This window comes from Pseudoalteromonas sp. BSi20495 (assembly GCF_000241185.1).
Lineage (GTDB): Bacteria > Pseudomonadota > Gammaproteobacteria > Enterobacterales > Alteromonadaceae > Pseudoalteromonas > Pseudoalteromonas fuliginea.
In genome coordinates this window covers 17800-42931 of sequence record NZ_BADY01000071.1, presented here as the reverse complement: position 1 = coordinate 42931, position 25132 = coordinate 17800, and the positions used below count along the sequence as shown (strand labels likewise).

The 25132-nt window shown below is 38.8% G+C and carries 19 protein-coding genes and 1 pseudogene; 17 read left to right on the top strand and 3 right to left on the bottom strand.

Annotated elements, in window-relative coordinates; genetic code table 11:
- The first annotated feature begins 175 nt into the window (after positions 1-175).
- The 5 genes and pseudogenes from P20495_RS10280 (at position 176) to ihfA (ending at position 5710) form a co-directional block, all read left to right on the top strand.
- The gene (locus tag P20495_RS10280; RefSeq protein ID WP_008136283.1) at positions 176-1231 is read left to right on the top strand and encodes a DUF2066 domain-containing protein; all 1056 of its coding nucleotides are present in this window, start codon (positions 176-178) and stop codon (positions 1229-1231) included.
- Positions 1231-1941 (top strand): DnaA inactivator Hda, encoded by a 711-nt coding sequence (gene hda / locus P20495_RS10285; RefSeq protein ID WP_008136281.1) that lies wholly within the window; start codon positions 1231-1233, stop codon positions 1939-1941. Before P20495_RS10280 ends, hda begins: the two co-directional genes overlap by 1 nt.
- Before the next feature lie 84 nt (positions 1942-2025).
- Complete coding sequence (gene pheS / locus P20495_RS10290; RefSeq protein ID WP_007378326.1) at positions 2026-3006, top strand: phenylalanine--tRNA ligase subunit alpha; 981 nt, start codon at positions 2026-2028, stop codon at positions 3004-3006.
- 15 nt (positions 3007-3021) lie between these two features.
- Positions 3022-5408 (top strand): annotated as a pseudogene (pheT, locus tag P20495_RS10295) (phenylalanine--tRNA ligase subunit beta).
- A gap of 2 nt (positions 5409-5410) precedes the next feature.
- Positions 5411-5710 carry an integration host factor subunit alpha gene (gene ihfA / locus P20495_RS10300; RefSeq protein ID WP_002960690.1) on the top strand — a complete coding sequence of 100 codons (300 nt, stop codon included), beginning with the start codon at positions 5411-5413 and terminating at the stop codon, positions 5708-5710.
- A 78-nt stretch (positions 5711-5788) separates the two neighbouring features.
- Here the strand turns inward: ihfA and P20495_RS10305 are convergent, their stop codons facing one another.
- Positions 5789-6589, bottom strand: a complete 801-nt coding sequence (locus P20495_RS10305; protein ID WP_007378328.1) for a DUF2989 domain-containing protein — start codon at positions 6587-6589, stop codon at positions 5789-5791.
- A gap of 142 nt (positions 6590-6731) precedes the next feature.
- On the opposite strand from P20495_RS10305, the gene P20495_RS10310 reads away from it, so the two are divergent.
- The 10 genes from P20495_RS10310 (at position 6732) to ccoG (ending at position 20152) form a co-directional block, all read left to right on the top strand.
- Positions 6732-8174, top strand: coding sequence for a glyceraldehyde-3-phosphate dehydrogenase (locus P20495_RS10310; RefSeq protein ID WP_008136272.1), 1443 nt, complete (start codon positions 6732-6734; stop codon positions 8172-8174).
- A gap of 217 nt (positions 8175-8391) precedes the next feature.
- Positions 8392-9519 carry a M14-type cytosolic carboxypeptidase gene (locus tag P20495_RS10315; RefSeq protein WP_008136269.1) on the top strand — a complete coding sequence of 376 codons (1128 nt, stop codon included), beginning with the start codon at positions 8392-8394 and terminating at the stop codon, positions 9517-9519.
- Between the two features lie 376 nt (positions 9520-9895).
- Positions 9896-11398, top strand: a complete 1503-nt coding sequence (locus tag P20495_RS10320) for a sodium:alanine symporter family protein (RefSeq protein WP_007378331.1) — start codon at positions 9896-9898, stop codon at positions 11396-11398.
- Positions 11399-11537: 139 nt separating this feature from the next.
- Entirely contained in the window at positions 11538-11864 is a 327-nt protein-coding gene (locus P20495_RS10325) for a hypothetical protein (protein ID WP_007378332.1), read from the top strand.
- Between the two features lies 1 nt (position 11865).
- Positions 11866-12147: a YeaC family protein gene (locus P20495_RS10330; protein WP_007378333.1), complete on the top strand. Its 282-nt coding sequence runs from the start codon at positions 11866-11868 to the stop codon at positions 12145-12147.
- A complete protein-coding gene (locus P20495_RS10335) occupies positions 12137-14818 on the top strand; it encodes a DUF349 domain-containing protein (RefSeq protein WP_008136264.1) in 2682 nt (893 codons plus the stop codon). The genes P20495_RS10330 and P20495_RS10335 overlap by 11 nt, the downstream gene beginning before the upstream one ends.
- A gap of 366 nt (positions 14819-15184) precedes the next feature.
- Positions 15185-15739, top strand: a complete 555-nt coding sequence (locus tag P20495_RS10340; protein WP_002960677.1) for a DUF1439 domain-containing protein — start codon at positions 15185-15187, stop codon at positions 15737-15739.
- Between the two features lie 68 nt (positions 15740-15807).
- The gene (locus tag P20495_RS10345) at positions 15808-17112 is read left to right on the top strand and encodes an AarF/ABC1/UbiB kinase family protein (RefSeq protein WP_008136261.1); all 1305 of its coding nucleotides are present in this window, start codon (positions 15808-15810) and stop codon (positions 17110-17112) included.
- A 93-nt stretch (positions 17113-17205) separates the two neighbouring features.
- Positions 17206-18624: a sigma-54-dependent Fis family transcriptional regulator gene (locus P20495_RS10350; RefSeq protein WP_008136259.1), complete on the top strand. Its 1419-nt coding sequence runs from the start codon at positions 17206-17208 to the stop codon at positions 18622-18624.
- Positions 18625-18769: 145 nt separating this feature from the next.
- Positions 18770-20152: a cytochrome c oxidase accessory protein CcoG gene (gene ccoG / locus P20495_RS10355; RefSeq protein ID WP_008136257.1), complete on the top strand. Its 1383-nt coding sequence runs from the start codon at positions 18770-18772 to the stop codon at positions 20150-20152.
- Between the two features lie 70 nt (positions 20153-20222).
- Here ccoG and P20495_RS10360 read toward each other — a convergent pair whose 3' ends face one another.
- Positions 20223-21140: a M14 family metallocarboxypeptidase gene (locus P20495_RS10360; protein ID WP_008136255.1), complete on the bottom strand. Its 918-nt coding sequence runs from the start codon at positions 21138-21140 to the stop codon at positions 20223-20225.
- Between the two features lie 111 nt (positions 21141-21251).
- A complete protein-coding gene (locus P20495_RS10365; protein ID WP_242401477.1) occupies positions 21252-21965 on the bottom strand; it encodes a hypothetical protein in 714 nt (237 codons plus the stop codon).
- Between the two features lie 236 nt (positions 21966-22201).
- On the opposite strand from P20495_RS10365, the gene P20495_RS10370 reads away from it, so the two are divergent.
- Positions 22202-25018: a UvrD-helicase domain-containing protein gene (locus tag P20495_RS10370; RefSeq protein ID WP_008136251.1), complete on the top strand. Its 2817-nt coding sequence runs from the start codon at positions 22202-22204 to the stop codon at positions 25016-25018.
- A complete protein-coding gene (locus tag P20495_RS22800; protein ID WP_374700024.1) occupies positions 24982-25083 on the top strand; it encodes a hypothetical protein in 102 nt (33 codons plus the stop codon). The genes P20495_RS10370 and P20495_RS22800 overlap by 37 nt, the downstream gene beginning before the upstream one ends.
- Positions 25084-25132 lie beyond the last annotated feature (49 nt).

Below are 25132 nucleotides of genomic sequence, written 5' to 3'. Positions count from 1 at the left end.
TTGCAATAAAGTTAAGGGTAGGTGAATAGTGTACTACGCACTTATTTATATTTAATCTTTTTTACTTTCTACAAAAGCCAATTACTTTCATTTCCTTAGATAACAAATTTAATTTTGCTTTGTTACTGTCTTTGATTTAGGATCAAATCAGTTTAAAACCAAGAACTAATAGCCTGTGTATAGATTATTAATTAGTGCCATATCCATTTTATTTTGTTTTTCTGTAACGGCAGTTGAAGTAACTGATCTATATCAAGATATTTTAAAAGTGGATGACAAAACACGAGATACTCGATTAGCGGCGAGTCGCAAAGCTTTACTCAATGTTTTAGTGAAAGTAAGCGGTGATGAAACTGCGGATCAAAATAAATTAGCACAGCAACGCACTAAAGAGATTTCTGATTATATGCTTAAGTTTGAATATGACGAGAGAGCAAATGGACAATTGAAACTCGTTGTTAAATTTGAAGCTCGAAAGATCAACGCGCTAATCAAAGAATTAAACTTACCTTTATGGGGAGTGCAGCGCCCATTAGTTGCAATATGGTTAGGTATTGAAGACAACTGGCGCAGAGAATTAGTAACACAAGAAAGTTACCCGCAGCTAGAGCAGTTAATTTATGACAAGGCAGGACGCCGGGGGCTACCCGTTGTAGTGCCATTACTTGATTTACAAGATAGACGTTTAGTAGGTATCCCTGAAGTATGGGGTAACTTTTCAGAACCAGTAGAAGAGGCTTCTAAACGCTACAGTGCTGAGCGAAGTATTACGGCAAGAATGTATAAAGAAGCGGATAGCGAAAATTGGATTTTAGATTGGCGTTTTACAAATGATGATTTATTTGATTCAAATAGATTAACGGGTGATAAGCAGCAAATAGTAAGCCAAATGATCGATACCCTAGCACGAGGTCTTGCAAGCGAGTACGCTATTGATCCAAATGCTTATTATGAACAAGCTACTGCTATGCTTACGCTAAAGGGCACGCAAAGTTTTATTGATGTTGAATTAGCAAAACGAAGGTTATTGAGTTTAAGCGTTGTTACTCAAGTTAAAATTGTGCGTAAAACACCGGAGTTTGTAGAGTTTAAGCTAAACCATACTGGTAACCTAAGCGATCTTAAAAAAGGATTAGGGTTAGACTCCTCATTTAAAGATTATGAGGATCCACGCGCTTTTTATCATGTTGTTGATAAAAATAGCTTAGAGTATCAATGGATAACGCCATAATGCTAACTTCTGAGCCGATGCAAATGGCATTACCGGTTACTTTACCGGATGACGAAACATTTGCATCGTACTTTGGTGGAGAAAATTCGTTAGAAGTTAACCATTTGAAAGATAGTTTTTCGAAGTTAGCAAAAACGTTTCAGTATACCTATTTATGTGGATTAGGTGACTCGGGTAAGTCTCACCTTTTGTATGCGACCTGCATTAAAGCACAAGAGCGTGGCTTGTCTAATATGCTACTGTCTATGCGCGAAGTGATTGATTTTGGACCTATGGTACTAGACGGTTTAGAAGCGCTTGATGTTTTATGTATTGATGACGTGCATTTAGTCGCAGGGAATGATGCATGGGAAAAAGCACTATTTAACTTTTTTAACCGGTTTAACGAACCCGGTAAAATGTTAGTAGTAACTGCCGATTTACTTCCTAGCATGCTTAATATTACGTTGCCAGATTTAGAGTCTCGCTTAACGTGGGGAACAACCTTTCAAATTCGCTCTATGAGTGATGACGATAAAGCACAAGCACTTGTTAAGCGCGCCCATATGCGCGGCCTTGAATTAAGTGATGAATGTGCACGTTTTTTATTAACGCGTTTAAGCCGTGATATGCGTGCTTTGCTCGATGTACTCGACAAATTAGATCATGCGTCAATGGCTGCACAGAGAAAATTAACAATTCCTTTTATAAAATCAACGTTAAAGCTGTAGTAGGTCTAGAATCTAGACCCTGCTTTCAGTTATCATAAGCTATTACTTAACAGCAATCACCTTCTGTGAAAGATCAGGTATCGAATGAACTTAGAAAACATATTAGCGCAAGCACTTGAGGCGGTAGCCAGTGCCAGTGAAATCGCGCAGTTAGAAGAAATCAGGGTTAATTACCTTGGCAAAAAAGGCGAAATCACAAGCTTGCTTAAAACGCTAGGCAAAATAGCACCTGAAGAACGTAAAGAAGCAGGCCAAGTTATAAACCAAGCTAAACAAGATGTACAAGCTGCTATCAACGAAAAGCGTGAATTGCTAGCAAGTAAAGCACTTGAAGAAAAGCTAGCTGCTGAAACTATAGATGTAACTCTACCTGGGCGTGCTATGCCTACTGGCGGTTTACACCCAGTTACGCGCACTATTGAGCGCATAGAAAGCTTTTTCGGTGAGTTAGGTTTTGAAGTTAAATCTGGTCCAGAAATCGAAGACGATTTTCATAACTTTGATGCGCTAAATATTCCAGAGCACCATCCAGCACGTGCTGATCATGATACCTTTTATTTCAATCCTAAATTAGTACTACGTACACAGACAAGTGGCGTGCAAATTCGTACTATGGAAACTGAGCAGCCACCACTGCGCATCATTTCACCTGGACGTGTATACCGTAACGATTACGATCAAACACATACACCTATGTTTCATCAGGTTGAAGGTTTAATGGTTGATACCGATGTTAGCTTTACTGAGCTAAAAGGTATTTTGCATGATTTTTTACGTAACTTTTTTGAAGAAGATATGGAAATTCGTTTCCGTCCTTCATTCTTCCCATTTACAGAACCTTCAGCTGAAGTAGATGTTATGGGTAAAGACGGTAAGTGGTTAGAAGTACTAGGCTGCGGCATGGTACATCCAAATGTACTTAAGTCTGTGGGCATTGACCCAGAAAAATACACCGGCTTTGCTTTTGGTATGGGTGTAGAGCGTTTAACTATGTTGCGCTATGGCGTAAACGATTTACGTGCATTTTTCGAAAATGACTTAAAATTCCTGAACCAGTTCCGTTAAGAGTGAAATAATAAAATGAAATTTAGTGAAAAGTGGTTAAGAGAGTGGGTAAATCCTGCTATTGATACGCAAGCTCTTTCGGAACAGCTTTCAATGGCTGGTCTAGAAGTTGATGGCGTTGAGCCTGCTGCGGCCAAATTTAATGGCGTAGTTGTGGGTGAAGTTGTTGAATGTGGGCAACACCCTGATGCAGATAAACTACGTGTTACCAAAATTAACGTAGGTGGCGATGAGCTACTTGATATCGTATGTGGTGCAGCAAATTGTCGTTTAGGTATTAAAGTTGCTGTTGCAACTGTGGGCGCTGTACTTCCTGGTGACTTTAAAATTAAAAAAGCCAAACTACGCGGTCAACCTTCAAACGGAATGCTATGTGCTTTTGTTGAGCTAGGTATTAGCGAAGAAGGCGACGGCATTATGGAATTGCCAAGCGATGCACCAGTAGGGACTGATTTACGTGACTACCTAGGTCTTGATGACAACATTATAGATGTTGATTTAACGCCAAACCGTGGTGACTGCTTAGGTATAAAAGGTCTAGCACGTGAAGTAGGTGTTTTAAACAGCATTGACGTAAGTGTATTAGATATTCCTGCGGTTACGCCAACAATTGATGACAAAGTATCAATTGACCTAGTTAACGAAGATGCATGTCCTCGTTACCTTGGCCGTGTGATCAAAGGCATTAACCTTGATGCAGAAACACCACTTTGGATGGTTGAAAAGCTACGTCGTAGTGGTGTACGTTCAATTGATCCAGTAGTTGATGTGACTAACTATGTATTACTTGAGCTTGGTCATCCAATGCACGCGTTTGATTTAAATGCGATTGAAGGTGGTATTAAAGTTCGTAGTGCAAACGCAGGTGAAGAACTTGTTTTATTAGACGGTAATATCGCTAAATTAAACGACACAACACTTGTGATAGCCGATCATAACAAAGCACTTGCAATTGCGGGTGTTTTTGGTGGTGAGCAATCAGGCGTTACAGATAAAACATCTGATATTTTACTCGAAAGTGCATTTTTTAATCCTGTTGCAATTGCAGGCCAAGCACGTAGCTACGGTTTGCACACTGATGCTTCACACCGTTATGAACGCGGTGTTGATTTTGCTCTGCAACACGATGCAATGGAACGTGCAACAGCACTTCTTCTTGAAATAGTAGGCGGTCAAGCAGGTCCTGTTGTCGAAGCTGTCGCAGCTGACAAACTACCAAAGGTGACTGAAGTACGCCTTCGTCGTGCACGTTTAGATCGTGTTATTGGCCATCATATTGAAGATGCTAAAGTAACCGATATTCTTACGCGTTTAGGCCTTGATGTAAAAGTAGAAAATGATAGCTGGAGTGCTGATGTACCAAGCTACCGTTTTGATATTCGCATTGAAGAAGACTTAATTGAAGAAGTAGCACGTGTTTACGGTTACAACAGCATTCCTAATGTTGCGCCAACAGCAAAACTTAAAATGACGACACATAACGAGGCAACGATTGCGCTTAGCAAGTTCCGCAATACGTTAGTGACTCGTGGTTACCAAGAAGCAATTACATACAGTTTTGTAGACCCTAAGGCACAAGCTATTTTGCATCCAGAAAGTAAAGCAATGGTATTACCGCACCCTATTTCAATTGAAATGTCGGCAATGCGCGTAAGTTTAATGCCGGGTTTATTAGCGTCTGTAGCGTATAACCAAAATCGTCAACAACCTCGTATTCGTTTATTCGAACATGGTCTTAAATTTATAGGCGACGAAAGTGCAGAAAACGGTGTTTACCAAGTACCGGTTATTGGTGGTGTTATTACTGGTCTTGTAAATGGTGAACATTGGGTTGAAGAGAAACGTAATGTTGATTTTTATGACCTAAAAGGTGATGTTGAAGCCTTACTTGCAATTACCAATGACGTTACTCGTTTTGAAGTTAAAGCAGAGCAGTCAGATGGACTTCACCCTGGTCAATCAGCAGTAATATATGTTGATGGTAAAAAGGTTGGTTTTTTGGTGCTTTACATCCACAAGCTCAAAAGTTGTTAGATATCAACAACGCAACTTTTGTTTTTGAAATTGAAATGTCAGCAATAGAAAAAAGAAATTTACCGCAAGCAGAAGGGGTGTCTAAATTCCCTTCAAATCGCCGCGACATCGCGATATTAGTGGCAGACAGCGTTAAATCGGGTGACATTTTAAGCGTGATCGAAAAAGTTGGCGGAAATCAATTGGTTGACCTAAACTTATTCGATGTGTATAAGGGCAAAGGTATTGAGCCAAATTATAAGAGTTTGGCGATTGCTCTAACACTGCAAGCGGTTGATAGAACACTCGAAGAGAAAGATATCAATCTAGTAGTTGATAACGTGGTGGCCGAATTGGCCGAACAGTTTAATGCATCGTTGAGGGACTAGATATGGCGCTTACTAAAGCCGACATAGCTGAACACCTATTTGAAAAGCTCGGGATCAATAAAAAAGATGCCAAAGATTTAGTTGAAGCGTTTTTTGAAGAAATCCGCTCAGCGCTAGAAAAAGGCGAGCAGGTTAAGCTCTCTGGATTTGGTAACTTTGATCTTCGAGACAAAAAAGAAAGACCAGGCCGCAACCCGAAAACAGGCGAAGATATTCCTATTTCGGCGCGTCGTGTGGTGACCTTTCGACCAGGTCAAAAGCTTAAAACCCGCGTAGAAGTGGGCACAAGTAAAGCAAAATAAAAAAAGGCAGCGCAAGCTGCCTTTTTATTTTACATGAATAAGCTAACTAAAAAGTTAGCTTATTTTTATACTAATAAATTAAAACTCTCTAGGTGATACAAACTCACCGTTTTGTATTTGCAAATATGTTTGCTCTGCAAGTATATCTAAGCTGTCTAAGCTTTTACCGCTACTAATTAGTTGATGTTCTATTGGCAGCAGTTCAATATTTTCAATACCGAACATTTGGCCCACTTTAGAAAATATATATGCATGCTTAAATTTATCATGTTTATAAAACAGGCTAATTAATGAGGTAAGGACTTCGGGGTTAGGTACGGTGTCTTTTTTATTTAACTCTAATGTTTTGTAGAGTAAATCAATGGTTTTTTCATCATCGAATTTAATGTAATACGACGCTAAGAAAAATTGCATTTCAGCACTTTGTGTCACACTCGTTTCGTTTTCTAGCGAAAGAAGTTTAGTTAGTGCACTTTGATTATTATTGCGCGACCAATGGTAATAAAGTAAACCTGGGTGGTTAGTATTTTTAGTATCTTGATATAAGCGTGTTATTTCTTTAATACTAGTTAGTTGCCCATCAATACGCGAGGTTGTTTTTTCTTTGAGTTTTACGTGCTCGATTTTTGCAGCCAATGTTATGCATTGATTGTAGTCTTCAAATCCTTTAAGTAATTGGTATTTATTTTCATCTGTCGGGTCTTTATATTCTGTGTAGCGTTTTATAATAACCTCTGCGCGAGGCTCCTTACAGTGGCTATCTTTATTTAGATCGGCACAAAACCCTGGTGTTTCTTTGCATACCTTTGAGAGTGTCAACTGATCTCCACACCCAGTTAGGGCTACCAACCCTAGTAAAACACTTGCTTTTAGAAACATCCCTTAACCCCAAATGAATATATACCCTCCTATTCTAGCTCAATCATTTAACTCCTAACAGTAGAGAATAACGTCAGATTAAATTAGAATGGCAGTGCCCATTTGGGCTATCCGTTCAAAATGTTTAACTTAGGTAAATAAAATGACCTCATCTCACGAGTTAGAATACACAAATAGTTGGCAAGAGCGCCAAGATTACGCAGAAAGTATGCAACCAATCATTGGTAAGCTTTATCGTAATCGTGGTATTGAAATTGCTGTATATGGCCGTCCTCTCGTAAATGCCAGTACTATCGATATTATCAAATCTCACAAAACCGTTGCTCAGTTTGAAGGCACTAAATTACGTTTGCGCGAAAGCTTCCCATTTTTAGAAGCTATCAGCAAAATGGAATTAAACTCTGCACGTATTGATATTGGTAAGCTTGCATATAGTTATTTATTCACTGAAGCCGCAAATGGTCGTTCAGTCGAAGAGTTTGTTAAAGACGAACTTGCAGAAATAGCTGATTTACCAGCGAAAGAACCACGCGATGTTGTGTTGTATGGTTTTGGTCGTATTGGTCGTTTACTCGCGCGTTTATTAATTGAAAAATCAGGTCCATATTCAGATTTACGTTTGCGCGCTATTGTTGTGCGTGGTGGTAAAGATGGTGATCTCGAAAAACGTGCAAGCTTATTGCGTCGCGATTCAATTCACGGTCCATTCAATGGTTCAATCACTATTGATAAAGAACGTAATGCAATTAAAGCTAACGGTAGCTACATTCAAGTTATTTACGCTAACTCTCCTAGCGAAATTGATTACACCCAATACGGTATCGACAATGCATTAATCGTTGATAACACCGGTATTTGGAAAGACGAAGCGGGCCTTGGCCAGCATCTAGAGTGTAAGGGCGCTGCAAAAGTATTATTAACAGCTCCTGCAAAAGGCAATATCAAAAACATCGTATATGGTGTTAATAACAAAGATATATTACCTGAAGATAAAATTGTTTGTGCAGCAAGCTGTACAACCAATGCAATTACACCAACGCTTAAAGCATTAAACGATAAGTTTGGTATCAATAATGGCCATGTTGAAACTGTTCACTCATACACGAACGATCAAAACCTTATTGATAACTACCACAAAGCAGAGCGCCGTGGCCGCGCCGCAGCACTTAATATGGTAATTACTGAAACAGGTGCTGCAAAAGCGGTTTCAAAAGCATTACCAGAGCTTGAAGGTAAGTTAACAGGTAATGCTATCCGCGTACCTACGCCTAACGTATCGTTAGCTATTTTAAACCTTAATTTAGCAACAAGTACTTCTGTTGAAGAGCTAAACGCATTTTTACGTGATACAGCACTTCATTCAGACTTACGTGATCAAATTGATTACACTGCATCAACGGAAATTGTATCTACCGATTTAGTCGGTAGCCGTTACGCAGGTGTTGTTGATTCACAAGCAACAATTGTTGAAGATAACCGTATTGTTTTATATGTATGGTACGACAATGAGTTTGGTTACAGCTGCCAAGTAGTTCGTTGTATGCGCGATATGGCCGAAGTGTCATTCCCAAGCTTACCTCGCTAATTTGTTTGCAGTGACGTAAAAGCCAGCATGTTGCTGGCTTTTTTGGTCGTGTATTATTTTTAAAGCGTATGCCTTGTGATAGGCTTTAATTATTCAAATGTTAGCAATGCTCAGTTTTTATTAGTATTGCAATATTTTACTACGTGTATTTAATACCAGTAGTGTTAGTTCTGCAGAGTAAAAAGCAGATAAACTTATTCAACCTAAAGGGTTTTCCATGAAAATCAGCAGCAATTTCGACAGTGGTAATATTAAAGTTATTGAAGCCACCGATCCTTTAAATATTCAATTAGAAATTAATAAAGATCATCAGTCTGAATTTTATCAGTGGTTTCACTTTCGTCTTGAAACAACGCCTTACCAATTGCATAAGTTAAATATTAATGAGCTTGATAAATCAGCTTACCCCGATGGTTGGGAAGGGTATCAAGCCGTTGCATCATATGACCGCCAAACATGGTTTCGTGTACCATCAAGCTATGAAAATGGCACATTAAGCTTTGAAATTGAACCAGAGTGCGGCAGTGTGTATTTTGCTTACTTTGCACCATATAGTTACGACCGCCATTTAGATTTATTATCTTGGGCACAAAGCCAAGGCGCTTGCCAATTAATAACGCTTGGTGAAACACTCGATGGCCGTGATATGAGTGTGCTTAAAATTGGTGAGCCAAGTGAAGACAAGAAAAACATCTGGATCACAGCACGCCAACATCCAGGTGAAACAATGGCGCAGTGGTATGTAGAAGGTCTATTGCACAAACTTCTTGATGACGAAGACCCACATGCAGCTGCGCTTCTATCAAAAGCAGTATTTTACGTTGTGCCAAATATGAATCCAGACGGTAGCGCACGCGGACATCTTCGTACCAATGCTAAAGGCGTTAACTTAAACCGTGAATGGCAAACACCAAGCATGGAAAATAGCCCTGAGGTTTACCTAGTGCTAAATAAAATGCGCGAAGCTGGCTTAGATATGCACCTAGACATACACGGCGATGAAGCGATTCCGTATAACTTTGTGGCAGGCAGCGAAGGTATTCCAAGTTACGATGCACGCCTAAAAGGCCTTGAAGATAGCTTTAAAGCCGCGCTTTTAACGATTACTCCAGAGTTTCAAGATGAGCATGGCTATCCAAAAGATGAGCCAGGCCAAGCTAACCTAACGGTAGGTTCAGCAGCAACCGCTGAAGAATTTAAAGCATTAACGTACACAATTGAAATGCCATTTAAAGATAATAACGATTTACCTGATCCAGACTATGGCTGGTCAGACCGTCGTTCGTATCAATTTGGTCAAGATACGTTAGCGGCAATTGTTAATGTTGTTGATAATTTAAGATAAAACATTTATTTGAAGGGTATCAATAGTTTTGATGCCCTTTTTGTTTTTAGTAAAACCCCTTTTACAAAAAATAATAATCATATAGCAACTTCATTCCAAAACGTTTTTAACGTTTCTTCGCTGCGTATCATCACCGTATCGGTACAAATCAATCTACTTTCCTTTAAATACTGCTGATGTAGTGCCTTGCAATAGCTACGTAATTAGATATTTTGAAAATTAAGTGTTAACAAAGTTAGGTTACTTAAGTTAAGATTAATTAAATCATGAGTCGGGACGGGAGAGGCAAAACCTTATTTCGTAAAGCTTATGTTGCGTAGTAGCTAAAGCAGAGTCTCGTAACTAAAAATAATAAATATAACTATAGAGGATATCCATGGAAGCTATTGTAAGCGCTGTTAATGATGTTGTTTGGAGTAATGCACTCATTTATTTATGCCTAGGCGCAGGCTTGTTTTATTCAGTATTAACTCGATTTGCTCAAGTTAGACATTTTAAAGAAATGTGTAAGTTATTATTTAGTCCTAACACGTCAGATAAAGGTATCTCATCTTTTCAAGCCCTTGCAGTCTCGTTGTCTGGACGAGTAGGCGTCGGTAATATCGCTGGCGTTGCAGCGGCTATTGGTTTTGGCGGACCAGGCGCTATTTTCTGGATGTGGGTTGTTGCTTTTCTAGGCGCAAGTACCGCATATGCAGAATCTACTTTAGGTCAAATTTATAAAACAGAAGAAGACGGGCAATACCGTGGTGGCCCAGCGTATTATTTTGACCGTTGTTTAGGACAAAAATGGTTGGCTATTTTATTCGCTGTTTCGGCAATTATAGCATGTGGTGTCTTTCTGCCTGGCGTACAAGCAAATGCGGTAGGTAATGCGTTTACCCAAGTGTTTGGCAATGGCAACATGGTTTCTACTAGCTTTGGTGATGTAGGCAGCTTTAAATTAGTCGCTTTAGCAATTATCCTTATTGTTTTGGCATTTATTATTTTCGGCGGTATAAAACGTATTGCGAACTTTACGCAAATTGTAGTGCCATTTATGGCGCTTGGTTACATAGTACTGGCACTAATCGTGGTATTTTTAAATTTAGATAAAGTGGGCGATATATTTTATTTAATTATTAGTGATGCATTTACTGCGCAGGCAGGTTTTGGTGCTGCTATTGGTTGGGGCGTTAAACGTGGTATATATTCTAATGAAGCAGGCCAAGGTACTGGGCCTCATGCAGCAGCTGCAGCAGAAGTTGATCACCCTGCTCAACAGGGCTTAGTACAAGCTTTTTCTGTTTATGTTGATACCCTCTTTGTGTGTACTGCAACTGCATTAATGATTTTAATTACGCAGCAATACAACATTGTGGGTGAGCTACCAGCAGGGCAATTTATTGTACAAAATGTTGATGCAGCCACTGAAGTGGGATCAGCAGCCTTTACTCAAATGGCTCTATTTAGTGTATTTGGTAGCTTTGGACAAGCATTTGTCGGTATTGCATTATTCTTCTTTGCCTTTACCACAATACTTGCTTATTACTTTATTGCAGAGACTAATATTGCTTACTTAAATCGTTATTTTAAGGGCAGTATTCCGCTTGTTCTTGTGAAGTTTGTAATTATGTTTATGGTTGCATACGGCATGGTAAATAATTCAGGTTATATTTGGACTATTGGTGATATTGGCGTTGGCTTAATGGCTTGGATTAACATACTCGGTATTTTAGCCATTTTCTTTGTCGCTAAGCCTGCTTTGCTATGTTTGAGCGATTATGAAGAACAAAAGAAAAAAGGCGGAAAAGTCATATTTGATCCAGTTAAATTGGGTATAAAAAACGCCACATTCTGGGAAAAACGCTTAGAAAAGCAGTCAAAAGACGCAGAGTAATTAAACTTAGTGGGCAACTTGGAAAATTATCGCCCCTAAATTAGTTATTGGTTTGAATTCAAAAAAGACAACGAGAAATAAAACACGTACAATAAAGGCGCCGAAAGGCGCTTTTTTTATGCGTAGTATGGAGAGAAGTATGGCGATTATTCGTTGCCCAAAATGTGCAAAATCAATTTCAGATAAACATAAGCAATGTCCGCATTGCGAAAGCAACATTGCAGAGCTAAACGACGAGCAAGTTTTACAACTTCAGCGCGAACAGCGAATTAAAAAAAAGCAGATGTTTATAAATCACTCCTTTTTGGCGCTTATCTTATTTTTAGGTGGTTTTTTCTGTTTGTACTTTCTACAACCGCAAGAAGAAACACTGCAGTGGTACGCTTACACCGCCGCAATTGGCGTAGGGTGTATTTGGTATCTTATAAACCGTATTGTTTTAGTGACTCTAAAAAAGAAAAAATGACATGAACATCGACAATCTTGTACAAAATATTACTCCCGAATTATTCGAACGCTTACAATACGGTGCCTCTACTGGTAAATGGCCAGACGGTACCGTTTTATCAGATGAGCAAAAGCAACAAACAGTGCAGTTGGTTATGTTGTATCAAGCAAAAGTGGCTCAATCAAACGAGCAATTTACGATTGGTGCTAATGGTGAGATGATCCAAAAGACAAAAGCTCAACTACAAAAAGAATTTAAATCAGACAACGAAATAGCTAGGTTTAGTGAACATGATCTTTAAGCACCTTTTTACACCAAAATGGAAACACCCTAAGCAACAAGTACGTCTTGATGCTATCGAAAAATTAGACATTGAACGTGATGCAACCATATTAAACACGTTAGCACTTGAAGATAGCTCCGCTGAAATACGCCGTAAAGCGCTCCAAAAAGTGAACGACTTACCACTTTGGTGGAAAGCGTATAAACAAGATCAAGCATTAAAAGATATAGCCGAGCTACAAATATCTAATGCTGTTTTAAATAGCGAAAGTACGCTAACAGCAAAAATTAAAAACGAATACATAGAGCGTTTTGCACCCGTTAAAACACTTGAAAAGTTAGCGTTTGCAGAAAAAGAGCTGCAAGTACGCGTTAAATTACTGAAACGTTTAGCAAATCCAAAACTAGTAGAAAAAGCATTTAAAGAAGGTAGCGAAGAGCTACAAACTCAATTAGTTGAACTTGTTATTACTCATCAATTAATTAAATCATTAGTAAAGCATGCAAAGGGTGGTGCAAAAGCAGCACTTGAAACGCATATTGAAAATGAACGTTTAGCAATTGAAATGCCACTTGAAGTTGAAAATGCAACACGTGTTATTTTAGCTAAGTTAAATGCTTTACGTGAAAAAACAGATTTTGGTATTGTAAATCCACAAGCCGGCGAATTAATGGCCCAGTGGCAAGCACTTGAGCTTAAATGGTTAAGTGATGAGCGCGTTAAGCTGCTTGACGAAAAATATACTTCTATCACCACTAAGTTAGATGCACACATTGAACAGCTAAAAGCGGTACATGACAAAGAGCAGCAGCAATTAGCGCAACAACAGCGTCAATTATTAGCACTTGCAACACTTGAAGCTTTGGGTGAAGAAATTGAAAATGCCTTACAGCTTGGTCTTGAAACGCCAGAGCAAATTCAACAAGATTGGCTTGATGCAAAAGTAGCGCAAGCTAAGCAAGCTATTAGCGAAACAGAACTTGCTAATAACGCACAATCAAAACTCGCTGTAAGCAAGTTAGAAAAACTATTTACTCAAGTTGCTAAGTTACCTGAGTTAACAACGGCTATTAAAGAGTACAAACTCGCTTTTGCAGCGCTATGCGAAATTACGCCAGCAGAAGATTTAGCACAATACGATGCAACTTTAACTGAATTTAATAATGGCTTTAAAGCAGCGCGTAATCATTTAAATATTTTAGATGGCGCACTACAAAGTACCTTTAAAACACAGTTAAATGCGCATAAAAAGCAATTTTTAGCACCAATGAATGAGCTAGTTAAGCCACTTGAAAAAAACCAAAGCCAAGCAAAGCGCAAAGCGCGTGATGTTAAACGCCTAATTGAAGAAGGTCGTTTTAATGTTGCTTTTGGTGTGTTTAAAGGCTTTGAAGAGTTATTTAATACACTTACTGAGCAATATCAACAGCCGCTTGTAAACATAAAAGCGGAACTTGAAGCGCAACTTGCAGATGCTAAAGATTGGCAAAAATACGCAGCAGCACCAAAGCGTGAAGCCTTATTAGAAGAAGTAAGTGCATTAGTAAGCGAAGAATGCACCGACCCACAACAACGCGCAGAGCAAGTAAAAGCGCTACGTAAACGTTGGAATGAGTTAGGTCGTTTAGATACAGATGAAGAAAAGCAACAAGGCGTGCAGTTTGATGAACAAATCGAGCTGTTATTTGCGCCTTGCCGTAGTTACTTCGCAGAGCAAGAAGTACAACGAGAAGCATCAAAAGCACAACGTGAAAGTATTATTAACGACATGCATGCGCTCCATTTACAGCCAACTGCTGAGGATGACTTTGATTGGAAGCAATATGAAAGCCAATACAATCGTTTAAATAAAGCGTGGCGCAGTGTGGGTAAAGTTGACCCTAAAACATACCGTACACTAAACGATCGTTATAAAAATGAGCAACAACAAGTACTGGCTTTGTTAAATGCATTTCATAAAACTAATGCCACACTTAAAAACGAACTAGTAGAAAAAGCGCAGCAATTGTCACAAAGTGATGATTTAGCAGCTGCATGCCAAGAGTTGAAGCAAATGCAACAACAATGGCAAGCTATCGGTTTTGCAGGTTTGAAAGCTGAAAATGCGTTATGGCAAAAGTTTCGTCAGTTTAACGATGAAACATTTACCAAGCGTAGCAGTGAGTTCGAGCAGCAAAAACTTGAGCAAAACGAGTCAGATAAGCAAGCCGTTGCAGAACTTGCTGAACTTGAAGCAGCATTGAGTGATGTTAATCAAAGAGCGCAGTTGCACGACCTTGAAACAAAAGTGAAAGGGTATACGCAATTTAGATCGTTAGCGCCAAAGGTTACTAAGCTACTAGCCGCTATTGACGATAAACTTGCATTGCTAACAAGTAAATCAGAGCAAGCTAATTTAGATGCATTAATTACTGCACTTGAGAACAATGAAGCATTACCAAGTCAGTATCAAGCACCGCTTAAAACAGCGTTAAATACCGAGCAGCTTATTACGCGCATGGAAATACTAGCGAACGTAAGTTCAATCGATAAGTCACTTAGAATGGCAGAACAAGTAGCCATGCTAGATGACAAACATCGTGGTGATCATGCTGATTTAAACTATTATTTAAAACAGTTATTAGCGCTCAGTGACGGTTCAGTTGAACCTGACACACTAACGCGACTTAAAGCGACACTTGCAGCTTAATACACTAGGGCGTGTTGACCTTTCGTGGTTGAATTTGCAGCAGACTGTTTGGTATTTAGGCAAGGCAGAGTCTATGTAGTGTGGTTATTCCCCATAAATAGGCGATAACGCAGCATAAATGCCAAACATGCGCTGCCCTTTGGGTTCTTTCTAGGGACGATTAACTCTTTGTTGCTCGGTTTTGACTTAGCCCGCTAGGTTACAAACCTCACGCCGCGATTAAATCGACCCTAGATTGAACAAATTTCAATCCACAAAGGTCAACACGCCCTAGAACCAGCATAATATGTGCTGGTTACTATTTTACTAAGCCGCTTTAATAGCGGCTTTTTTATGTATCACTAATTCATAAACAAAAGGGTTTTCATGAGAATTTTAGTTATTATTGCAGCGTTATTTTTAACTGCCTGTAATACCACGCAAGGCATATCAGTATATTCATTTACTAACTCTGAGGTTGAGTCTGTACTGGGTAAGCAATTACCAAAGTTAAGTGAAAAAGTAAGCTTAATGGGTTTACCGGTTCAGTTTGATGTAAACGACTTAAGTGTAAATATTGGACCTGATAACCGCGATGTTGTTGTGCTTGGTGCCGATTCAAGCGCTGAAATTAATGCATTCGCACTTAAATACCCAGTGCGTTTAAAGCTACAAATTGAAGGCAGCCCATTTTACGACAGTGAGAAAAAAGCGGTGTTTTTACGTAATATTAAGTTACTTGATTCGAGTGTTGATGCCGGTGGTTTTAAAGGTAATTTAGGTGCACTTGATAGCCAAGCAATGGATGTGATTAATGCTTTTTTAGCGGTTAACCCTGTTTATACTCTAAATATGGATGACCCTAAAATGATGCTACTTAGTAAGCTTCCACTTGATATGAAAGTGGTTGAAGGTGCAATTAAGCTAGTACCTCGTCTATAAGTAGATCTACCTACTTACAATATACGTATTAATTAGCCTGACTTTCAGGCTAATTAGGTTTTAATATTATGGCGGCTCCTCGCACTGTTCCCACTTCTCGGCTTTCTCGATTTGCAAAATTAGGCTCACTTGCCACAGGTGTTGCTACCAACATGTTAGTTGATGGTGCTAAGAGTGCGCTAACAGGTAAAGGTTGGGATAATAAAAGCTTACTACTACAACCTAAAAATATTGAAAAATTAGCCACACAGCTATCACATTTACGTGGTGCAGCAATGAAACTGGGGCAATTGCTTTCAATGGATGCCGGTGATCTACTTAGTCCTGAATTAGCTCAGTTACTTGCTTTACTGCGCTCAGACGCGAATCCAATGCCTCATAAGCAGCTTGTTGAAGTGTTAAAAGAGCAATGGGGGGATGAGTGGCTAGCGCGTTTTTCTCACATTGAGCTAAGACCTTTTGCAGCGGCTTCTATAGGGCAAGTTCATTTAGCTTATAAAGAAAATGGCGATCAGCTTGCTGTTAAAATTCAATACCCTGGTATTGCAAAAAGTGTAGTAAGTGATGTCGATAACGTTATTTCTTTATTAACGATTTCTCGATTATTGCCAAAAGATCTTAATATTAAACCACTTATTAGTGAGGCTAAAGCGCAGCTATTAGCCGAGGCTGATTATAAACGGGAGGCTCAGTACTTAATACGTTATAAAAATGCACTAGCAAGTAATCCCCACTTTAAAGTGCCTAACGTATATCCAGAGCACAGCACACAACACGTGCTAACTATGGAATATATAAAAGCAGAGCCCATTGAGAGCATTACAGAGCTACCAGATAGTCAAAAAAGCTTTGTTGCAGAGCAGCTCATTGATTTATTTTTTAAAGAAATGTTTGAATTTAAATTAATTCAAACCGACCCTAACTTTGCCAACTTTCATTATCAGCTTGATACACAAAAAATTGTTTTATTTGATTTTGGTGCAACGCGAGAAATATCAACCGAGCTTAGCTTAGCGTACTTAGCCTTATTTAAAGCGGGTAGTGAAAACAACCGAGAAGGTGTACTTAAAGCGGCATCACACATAGGTTATTTTAAAAATGACTTAGTTGATGAGTATAAAAACAACGTCATTGATTTATTTTTAATGGCGTGCGAGCCCCTAAGAGCAGAAGGGGAATTTGATTTTAAAAATAGCGAACTCGCGCTCAAAATTAAAAATGCAGGGCTTGCTCTTAGTGGGCAATCTCAGCAATGGCATACACCGCCCGTTGATGCGCTATTTATTCACCGAAAACTTGCAGGACTTTACTTAATAGCCGCAAGGCTAGGTGCAAAAATAGATGTAAAAACGTTATTTAAGCACTATTTATAGCTTTTTAATTTACGCGTAAGTGCGCTTTAGGTAATGAGTGCACTTAGCGTATAAAATTGCCATAATACTCGCGATATTTCGCGAGGTGTATTTATGGTAAAACAATTTTTAAACGATCCTAAATTATTGCTAAACGCAGTCGGTGAGGGTATATACGGTTTTGACCTGTCGGGTAATGCGGTGTTTGTTAATCCTGCCGCTGAGCGCATGACAGGTTGGTGCGCTGAGGAACTATTAGGTAAAAAAATACATCAATATCATCACCATACTCATGCTGATGGCACACCTTATCCCGCTGATGAATGCCAAATTTACTGCACCATGTTTGACGGAAAACGTCGTGAAGTTAAAAATGAAGTTTTTTGGCGCAAAGACGGTAGCTCATTTGCAGTTCAATACACCTCAACACCGGTTTATCAAAATGATGAGTTAATTGGTGCTGTAGCGGTATTTCGCGACATATCACTGCAACAGCAAACACAAAATGCACTGCAAGAGGCACTTGAGCAAGTAAAGCATTTAAGTGAGCAGCTAAAAGATGAAAACAACTACTTAATTGCAGAACTTAACGAAGATTGGCAAGACTCAGGGCTAGTTGGACAAAGTCATATATTTCAAACCATGTTAGATCAAATAAAACTGGTGAGTGAAACCGACAGCACAGTGCTTATACTTGGCGAAAATGGCACGGGTAAAGAATTAGTAGCTCGTAATTTGTATCGACTAAGCAAGCGTAGCGAACAAGCCTTTATAAAAGTAAATTGCGCCGCATTTACCCCAAGTTTGCTAGAATCGGAATTGTTTGGCCATGAAAAAGGCGCGTTTACAGGTGCAAATGAACGCCGTAAAGGGCGTTTTGAACTTGCTGATAAAGGCACCTTGTTTTTAGATGAAATAGCAGAGCTGCCACTTGAGGCGCAAAGTAAACTACTAAGAGTTCTTCAAGAACAAGAGTTTGAACGTGTGGGTGGCAGCAATACGCTAAAAGTAAATATTAGAGTGATTGCAGCGACTAATCGCGACCTGTGGGAAATGGTACAAAAAGGCACGTTTAGAATTGATTTGTATTATCGGCTTAATGTATTTCCTATAAAAGTACCCGCCCTTAAAGATCGAAAAGAAGATATTCCTTATTTATGCGCTAATTTAATTGCGCAGCTAAATAAGCGGCTCGGGAAAAACTTAAAAGGGCTAAGTAAAAAAGCAATTACGCAGCTGCAGGCTTACGATTGGCCAGGCAATATTAGAGAGCTGCAAAATGTACTTGAACGCGAAGCTATTTTATCTAATCAAGCGGTACTTCAGCTAAGTCAGCCTTTGCAAGCGGGTGGTGAAGTCTTTATTAATCCTTCACTTACGCTCGATGAAGCGCAAAAGCAGCATATAACCTCTGTTCTCGCGTTATCGCACTGGCAAATATCAGGTGATAAAGGAGCGGCAGTTAAATTGGGCTTACCTGAGAGTACACTACGCTCAAAAATGCGAAAGTTAGGGATCGCTAAAAATTCGTGATATATCGCGAAGTACGCTTTATATCGCGTGGTTGATTTTTATTTTTTAAAATAATTTCTTTAATATCAATGAAGTAATTTAAGTTTCAGCTTGGTCTGAAAGTTGCAAATGCTTGCGTAACACCCGTCATTATGAAGCAAGTACTATGAAGTTTGATATTAAAGAAGAAGACATGATCATTAAGCCCTATAACACCGAAGGGCCAATTTATATCCGCGAGCAAAAAGGATTTTTTCAGCGCATACGCCGTAATTTAGGTTGGCTGCTAATGCTAACTTTTATTGCAATACCGTGGATTCAATATAACGGTCAACAAGCTGTGCTGCTTGATGTGGCAACGCAAACCTTTACTATTTTTGGTTTAACACTGCTTCCTCAAGATTTTGTGATTTTAGCCCTGCTATTCATGGTGGGGGCTTTTGCGTTATTTTTTGTAACCAACTGGCTTGGTCGGGTTTGGTGTGGATACACGTGCCCGCAAACAATATGGATGCTCATGTTTTCGTGGGTAGAGCAGCGCATAGAAGGCACGCGAAATCAGCGTATTAAATTAGATAAATCGCAGTGGACGCTAAGTACTTGGCGCAAAAAAATAACTAAGCACAGTGCGTGGATTATTATTTCAGTTTTAACCGCCACCTCGTTTATGGCGTATTTTATTCCGGCAAAAAGTTTGTATATGGAAATGCTTACGTTTGAATGGTCAGGTATTACGAGCTTTTGGGTGTTTTTATTCGCTTTTTGCACCTACGGTAATGCTGGGTTTTTACGCGAGAAAATGTGCACAATTGCTTGCCCTTATTCTCGTTTTCAGGCTGTTATGTTTGATAAAGATACGTTGCTTGTTACATATGATAACGAGCGAGGTGAAAGCCGAGGACCACGTAAACGCAAAGCTGATCCAAAAGAGCTTAACTTAGGTGACTGTGTAGACTGTAACTTGTGTGTAGAGGTATGCCCTGCAGGAATAGACATTCGAAATGGGTTGCAATATGAATGTATAAACTGTGGCTTATGTATTGATGCCTGCGACGATACCATGGAGAAATTTGGTTACGAAAAAGGCTTAATTAAATACGCGAGTGAAAAACAAATGGAAGGTAAAAAAACCAATCCATTTAGGTTAAAACTAGTAGGATACGGCGCATTAACGGCTTTGTTAATCATTTCGATGTTTGCATGGATGCTGCAACGTACACCAATAGAAGCCTCAGTACTACGCGATAGGAATGCGCTTTATAGAGTGAACTACGAGGGCCTTGTAGAAAACCCTTATACACTTACTATTATTAATAAAACGCAGCAAGCACTGCATTACAGTATTGCCATAGAGGGCTTGCCAGAAGCAACACTCTCAAGTCCGAGATCTACGCTTGTACAACCGGGTGCGATGAAAAGAGTCCCCGTTACTGTAACAGCCGATGGTTACGGTATTGAGCGTAAAGTTAGCAAGTTACAATTTGTAGTAACGGCGCAAGAAGACGCCAGTATAACCATAACTAAAGATAGCCAGTTTTATAAAAACTAAGATTGATAAAATTTCATAAACAACATGCCCAAGTCGATATTCTTCTTGGGCATTTTATCTGTAGTTTTTATTACGTGTTTGCATTTATATATTTGAGTGCGCTTGTTATAACGGCCACTTGTGCCAAAATACATTCTTCATCGGTGGCTGTTGGGCTATCTGGGTACACTTCGGTAGTGGTTACATAAGGCGCGTCAGTAAAGCCCATACACAAACCTAACTCACGTGCCGCATAGTTAATAACGCCAAATTGCTCTTGAGGGACGCCTATTAGCTGGTTGTTTTCATCGCTCGGGGCAATGTGCGTGACCTTTTCCACATCTTCGATAATTACTTTTTGAAATTCAGGCTCAGGCTTATTGGTATCGGCCACTAAATAAAACCCATCAGGTATGTTCCAATTAGTGTTTGTAGTGCCTTCACGGGCAGCAAGTGCGGGTCTAAATTCACTGTTATCGCTGTCGGTTGTTTCGTGTAAATCAATATGAGCAACTAAGTCTATATCGAGTGATTTTACATACGTCATAATAGCTGCTGACTCTTGTGCTGGGCTGCCTTCGTAAAATGAGCGGTTAGGATCAATAGCATCAGGGTTCCAGCGGTTTATAGTCTCATATCCCCAAGGGCTAATGCAGGGCGCAACAATAATATTAAACTGCTTTGAGTGTTGCATAGCCGATGTTTTAGCAAACCTAAGTGCGCCATGTACGCCACTGGTTTCGTAGCCATGCACACCTCCGGTGATTAAAACTGTTGGTTTATTAGCATTAAAGTTAGGCGTTTTTAATATATATAATGGGTAAGTGCCAGCGGCGTAATTAAGCTCGCCGTATTGCTCTATATCTAAGGTGCTTTTAAGATCATTAATTAGCGTTACGACTTCGTTCTGGTAACTGCGTTTAATGTTTTGGCGTGCTAACCACTGGGCTTTATCGTTGTTATTCCATTTTTTTCCAGGTGTGCCAATCGGGTATGTGCTGTTAGTCATAATAAACCTTTATATCAATTGTTATTAGCCCATATAAAAAAGCAGACAATTACAATTGGTAGAATTACTTAATAAAGGCGTAGCTTAACGCTGAGTAAATTGGCGTGCAAATTAAAACGTTAAAGTCATATTATTTATTGCGCGCTGTTGTTTAGCTTGAATATAACTTTGACTAGCAAACCCCCCTGAAATAGCGCCAGAGCGAATCCGCTCAATCAAAATAGTTAAATTGCATGCCTTACTTTTATCTATTTGCGTATCATTAAACATTATCAAATTATTTAGATTAAATGAATAACTCGACGATGTAATAGATGAAGACGTAGATTGTATTAATGTAGAGTTGTTATTTGTGGTGCAACGACTGCTTAACTCAATTGTGCTGGCGCTATTGGTATCTATACCATCAAGTTGTACTGTTATTGTGTTTGTTATGCTAAATTTTTGCTCACTACTTGGTGTTAAAATAATAAAGTTATGAGGAAGTTCAACAGTTGAGCGTGTGCTTATTTCATCATCACGGTTAAACAATATATCAAACGGCTCGTTATCATCAGTTATGTTGATGTAGGCTTGGTAATCTACATCTAAAAAATCTGTATCTTTACTAAGTTCAACAGCTGTGCCTCGCACGATTACTTGTAATGTGTCGCTATCGCTTAATACGATGTTAGACCCATTCATATCACCTGCATTTAGCTCTGCATTAATACGAGTACGACTTCCGTCAGACACAAGCTCAAAACCCGCCCAAATACCTTTCGTTTTAATTAGATCTGATGCTGTTTCTGATGTGCAAGCACACAGCATTAATATGATGCCCACGAGGGAAAAGTCTTTTTTTAAACATGTTAGCTCCTTTATTTGTGAGCGTATTGTTACACAAGAAAGTACTTTTAGATGTTTAAAATTGTTAACAACTGTAAAATAAATTTTAAATAAAAGATCTTGGTAGGCAGTGTTGTTTTATTTTTAGTAAAATAACGGCCAGTATTGTGAGTAAATTTATTATAAAAGAGTATGTTACAATTAGTTTATAGTCTGCTTTTGTATTGAGTATTATGGTGCAGTATGTTGCCACACCAAGTTGGTTAGGTCGTTTTTTTACCCGTATTAAGTGGGTAAGTATTGAGCAAGACGTGCTTGTTGTCCACTTTAGAGATATGACTAAACAGCAATTTTTATTAAGTGATTTCAGTAACTTTTCTGTGCTGCAAAATAGCTTGTTTAGCGCAAAAATTTATTTATGTGATCCTAATAACACATGCGTTAGTTTTTTAAAAAAAGCCGAAGCAGATGTGCTTAATAAAGCGTTAAATAAATATTTTTCAAATACGTTAGAACAAAAAGTGAACAATGCGAAAACACTTTTAAAGCGTTATGCCCTTGATGAATTTTTACGCGACAGTTCCATTGAAATCTTAAATAAAGCTGTTTTTTCTTTAAGTAAAAATTACGCACATAATAAAACCGTGTGGCAACAGCATTTATCGCCTATTAGCGTAAAATTTTTAAGTATTTTAAGTAGTACACCAAAAACAGCAGACGCTGTAGCGCAATTACGCCATAAATATGAACAAAAGCAGCTTACCCAAAGAGATAACTTTTATAATAATGTTGAGTCTAACCCGCTCACTACAGAGCAGCGTTTAGCGGTTATACGCGATAACGATAAAAATCTAGTACTTGCAGCAGCCGGCACAGGAAAAACCTCAGTTATGGTTGCCAAATCGCTTGATTTAATCGCACGTGGAATAGCACTGCCAGAGCAGGTATTGGTACTTGCTTACAATAAAACGGCTGCACAGGAATTAAAAGAGCGCTTTATTAAACGTGCAGCACACGCCAATTTAAGTATTAAACCACCTGCCATTTTAACGTTTCATGCACTAGGATTGAAGCTATTACAAGACGCGAAAAAATCAACGAAGCTTTCTACATTTGCAACCGATGAAATACAGCAAAAAACATGGTTAACCGCATGGCTTTATAAGCAAATGCAGACCGACTCTACATTTTTGAAAAACGTTGTTGATTTACTTCACGAACCAGTCGATATTTTTAGTTTTAAAAGCAGTGCTGAGTATGAGCGCTACCTAAGAGATAACGAATATAGAAGCCTTGCAGGGCTTAAAGTTAAAAGTTATCAAGAGCTACTTATTTCAAACTGGTTATATTTACAATCAGTTGAGCATGAGTACGAGCCTCACTACAAAAATAAGCTAGAGATTTCAGCAGAAGACATAACCCTAAACGCACAATATAATCCCAATTTTCACTTATCAAAATACAATATTTATCTAGAGCACTTTGACATTGATAGAGAGGGTAATGCACGCGCCGATATAAATAAAAAACGCTATAACGAGCAAATAGCTTTTAAGCGAAAACTGCATAAAAATAATAACACTATTTTACTTGAGACTTTTCACTACAATTGGTTCGAAGGCAAGTTAGAGCGGCGCTTAAGTAAACTTTTAAAGCAACATAGTGTGGCGCTTGTACCTTTAAATGACGATGAAGTATTTAGCACGTTAAATAACTCAGGGCTGTTACAACAAGGGGTTGAAAAATACTTAAAGTGCTTGCAAGCCATAAGAGCTGAGCAGCTCACTAATACGCAAATAAAACAACGTATAAAACAAAGTGGACTCAAAAACCATCAACGTTATGCCGCAATGCTTATAGCTATACATAATGCTTATATGCAAGAGCTACATACGCAACACGCCATTGATTTTGACGATATGATTATTCATGCAACAAAGGCTGTAAAAAAAGGTGAATTTAGTGTGCCTTGGAGCCATATTTTAGTTGATGAGTTTCAAGATATATCAGGTGCGCGTATGGCCTTTTTAAACACACTTATTAACAAGGGCAAAAGTGTACGTTTTACTGCCGTAGGTGATGATTGGCAGGCAATTTATCGTTTTTCGGGTGGTAATTTAGCGTTTACAACGCGTTTTAATGAGCTGGTGGGTGGCCACTCACTTACTATGTTGCAAAAAACATTTAGATATAACAACAGTATTAGCGATGTAGCAGGGCGTTTTGTAATGCAAAACCCTGAGCAATATAAAAAGCTGATCAGCACACATACACAAGTAACCACACCACACGTTATTTTATTAGACGATTTATACCAAGGTACTAAATCGATAGAAATAAAAGTGCAGCAGAGCATAAGCACGATTCAAAAAAACGATGCATCAGCGAGCATTGCCATACTTAGTCGATACCGATACATGTTAAATAGCGTACAGCAGCATTTAAAAGATAAAAAGCATACAAACTCTCTTTATTTTTGGACATTACATAGTGCTAAAGGGCTTGAAGCCGATTACTGTATTATTATTGGTTTTGAACAAGGTAAATTAGGCTTTCCTAGCGATAATCAAAATAACGTGCTGGTGGAGTCGTTATTACCAGAGCAAGATGAATTCACTCACTCAGAGGAAAGGCGTTTGCTTTATGTAGGCATTACACGTGCTAAACATAAAGCGTACTTAATTGCAGACCCTTATGCATGCTCAGCGTTTGTAAAAGAACTAGTAAATGACGATTATCCTATTCAGATCGCTTCAACGTTGTTTAACAAGTCGCAACTAAAGCAAAGAGAGTGTAATACATGCAGCGACGGATTAATTGTGCCAAAAACGGGTCAGTATGGTAATTATTATAGCTGTACTAACACGCAAATTTGCGAAACTAAACTACGAGTGTGTAAAAGTTGTAGTAGCCCATCGGTTGATAAAAGCACGTATTCACAATGTGTAAATATAGAATGTAAAACACAGCATCCAAAACACAGCATCCAATTTGTGAAAAATGTGGGCGTGAAATGCGAAAACGCAAATCTAAGCATGGTGAATTTTTAGGATGCAGTGGCTTTGAGCTCAAAGAAGACAGCTGTAAAAACACTCGAAAGCTAACTGTTACATGAATAGCCTATTTAAAGTAGCCTTAAAGTACTGCTTAAATTGTAATTAGTC

Coding starts and splice junctions, on each gene's coding strand:
- hda (WP_008136281.1), top strand. CDS start 1,231: ATGCTAACTTCTGAGCCGATGCAAATGGCATTACCGGTTACTTTACCG.
- pheS (WP_007378326.1), top strand. CDS start 2,026: ATGAACTTAGAAAACATATTAGCGCAAGCACTTGAGGCGGTAGCCAGT.
- ihfA (WP_002960690.1), top strand. CDS start 5,411: ATGGCGCTTACTAAAGCCGACATAGCTGAACACCTATTTGAAAAGCTC.
- P20495_RS10305 (WP_007378328.1), bottom strand. CDS start 6,589: ATGTTTCTAAAAGCAAGTGTTTTACTAGGGTTGGTAGCCCTAACTGGG.
- P20495_RS10310 (WP_008136272.1), top strand. CDS start 6,732: ATGACCTCATCTCACGAGTTAGAATACACAAATAGTTGGCAAGAGCGC.
- P20495_RS10315 (WP_008136269.1), top strand. CDS start 8,392: ATGAAAATCAGCAGCAATTTCGACAGTGGTAATATTAAAGTTATTGAA.
- P20495_RS10320 (WP_007378331.1), top strand. CDS start 9,896: ATGGAAGCTATTGTAAGCGCTGTTAATGATGTTGTTTGGAGTAATGCA.
- P20495_RS10325 (WP_007378332.1), top strand. CDS start 11,538: ATGGCGATTATTCGTTGCCCAAAATGTGCAAAATCAATTTCAGATAAA.
- P20495_RS10330 (WP_007378333.1), top strand. CDS start 11,866: ATGAACATCGACAATCTTGTACAAAATATTACTCCCGAATTATTCGAA.
- P20495_RS10335 (WP_008136264.1), top strand. CDS start 12,137: ATGATCTTTAAGCACCTTTTTACACCAAAATGGAAACACCCTAAGCAA.
- P20495_RS10340 (WP_002960677.1), top strand. CDS start 15,185: ATGAGAATTTTAGTTATTATTGCAGCGTTATTTTTAACTGCCTGTAAT.
- P20495_RS10345 (WP_008136261.1), top strand. CDS start 15,808: ATGGCGGCTCCTCGCACTGTTCCCACTTCTCGGCTTTCTCGATTTGCA.
- P20495_RS10350 (WP_008136259.1), top strand. CDS start 17,206: ATGGTAAAACAATTTTTAAACGATCCTAAATTATTGCTAAACGCAGTC.
- ccoG (WP_008136257.1), top strand. CDS start 18,770: ATGAAGTTTGATATTAAAGAAGAAGACATGATCATTAAGCCCTATAAC.
- P20495_RS10360 (WP_008136255.1), bottom strand. CDS start 21,140: ATGACTAACAGCACATACCCGATTGGCACACCTGGAAAAAAATGGAAT.
- P20495_RS10370 (WP_008136251.1), top strand. CDS start 22,202: ATGGTGCAGTATGTTGCCACACCAAGTTGGTTAGGTCGTTTTTTTACC.
- P20495_RS22800 (WP_374700024.1), top strand. CDS start 24,982: ATGCGAAAACGCAAATCTAAGCATGGTGAATTTTTAGGATGCAGTGGC.